The 2105-nt window shown below is 64.5% G+C and carries 1 protein-coding gene; it reads left to right on the forward strand.

Annotation, left to right across the window (positions count from 1 at the left end; genetic code table 11):
- The coding region (locus ACGFYV_RS37495; RefSeq protein WP_393883025.1) for a hypothetical protein at positions 1-2105 on the forward strand (2105 nt) is incomplete at both ends.

Genomic DNA, 2105 nt, shown 5'->3' on the forward strand with positions numbered 1-2105 from the left:
GGCCGCCTACGGCAACGCGGGACTCGCGGCCGTGCTCTCGGCGACCCCGCATGCCTTCGATCACCTGCGCGACGAGCCCCGAGAGCTGCGTACGGCCCTCGCCACGGCGACGCCGGCCGAGGTGGCGCCGGCGCCGGCCTCCACCTCGACTCTCCCGCTCACGCGCATTCGGCAGCATCCCCTCGTCAAGCTGGCGTACCCCAACGAACGCGACCTGGTGGCCAAGCTGGCCGCTGATGTGGAGTTCACCCGCGCGCTGGCGGACCATCTCGATGCCTTCCGCATGCCGCACGAGATCCGCCGCTTGCTGGAGGACGAGAACGGTGACCTTCGCGAGGCCCTGCCCGCTGAGGATTTCCCGGAGGGCGAGTTCCTGCGACTGGCGCTGCGGGATCCCTACGCGCGCAGTCAGGTGTGGGTGCCGAAAACGACGAAGGCTCTCGAGTACCTGAACGCGAGCCCCGAGTTCGCTCAGGCCCTCTTCGACAACCCCGGTATCGTCCTGATCCTGGGGGCCTCCGGCTCGCTGGGCGGCCTCAGCAGGGGGTCCGAAATCCCCGGCTTCTGGTCCGCGGCGCGCAAGGACGCTCTCCTGGTGTCGACGATATTCAGGGACCAGGAACTGACCGACGAGTTTGATTCGCCGGCGGCGTTCGCCCAGCTCATGGCCAATGACGGTGCGCTGCTCCGCCTTGCCAGCCAGTTCCGGAACGTCGCCTCGGAGGATACGTCAACCATCGTCGAGGAGGCTGACCTCGCTCCGTACGGCGTGGTCTTCCACCGTCTGGCCGACGCGGCCAGGGACGCCCACGTGGACCCGAACGCCGTGCCCGCGGCCCAATGGGCGGCGCTGCTGGACAATCCGGCCGTCCTCGACGCCCTCGCCGAGGACGCTCAGGCTCCCTTGGTGACGGCGCTGGGCGCGCACCCGAAGATCCTGGCAGCCGCGCTGCAACGGCCTGCTTTCGAGGAGGCGCTCACCACAGAACCCGAGCGTTTCCTGCCCCATGTGAACGACCCGGACGCGCTCCTTGCCGAAATCGAGGCGCTGGGCCCGATCAGCTTCACCGACGAGGGCCTGAAGCTCACGCCGGCGGATCGCATGTTGTTCTCTTCTCTGTACCTTCCGTTGGACGAAGCTCGCGCGCGGATCTCGTCGGTGGAGGACAGTGATGAAGCAATAGAGAACAGCCTCGACGTCCTTGACGAAATTGAAGAGGCATCCGAGGATCTGCCGGATCTGCGTGCAGTCCTTTCCGACGACCGTAACGTCGGGCTGCAAGCCGTTGTGATCAACAATTCGGAAATCGTGACCACCCTGCGGGATCGCCCCGCTCTGCTGCCGAAGCTGATGGCATCAGGGAAAGCGCGCGCCGCCGTGGCGTACGACCTGGAATTCACGGTAGCCCTGGCCGAGAACGGAAAGCTCCTCCACGCGTTCCTCAACGACCCCTATTTGGTCGACCTGGTCGCGATTAATTCGTTTTACCGGCAAGATATGTCTCGAAATCGCGAGATGTGGCGTATCATGTCGTCGTCGACAGCATCAACCTTGAGTTCGTTGATGCCTAACTTCATGACGGTGCTGTCGGCCAGCGAACCGCTTGCCGAGGCTTTCTTCTCCAATCCTGAAGTCCAAACGCTCCTGGAGGACGGCAGGGAGCTTATCGATGGTCTGTTCGCCATAGTCGGAGGCGATGACACCAGATTCTCCCCGGAACGCGTCAAAATTCTGAACGAGGTCGTGCGCGCGATCCTCAGTGGCGGCGATAAATCGTTCAGCGTGGCCATTTCCAACCCCGAGATCGTCGACACACTGGTGAGCCATCCCCGTTTCGCCCGGGAGCTTGCCAATCAGTCCGGAGTCATCCTCTCGGAGGACGAGTTCCTGGGCCTGGTCGACGACCCGGTACTGCCCGACCTTTTCGAGGTGCACTCTGACGCGGCCGCGCTCATCCTGGGCAACCGGGCCCTGCACGTCGCGGCGATCCACAATCCGGATGTGGTGCCGGCCGTCCAGAACGTGGACGGCTTGCGGGAGTTGCTCGAACACAACGATGATGTGGCGAGGCTCCTGGGGGAGAACCCGGGATTCGTGGCGACGA

The organism is Streptomyces sp. NPDC048297 (assembly GCF_043201585.1).
In the GTDB taxonomy this organism is placed as follows: Bacteria; Actinomycetota; Actinomycetes; order Streptomycetales; family Streptomycetaceae; genus Streptomyces.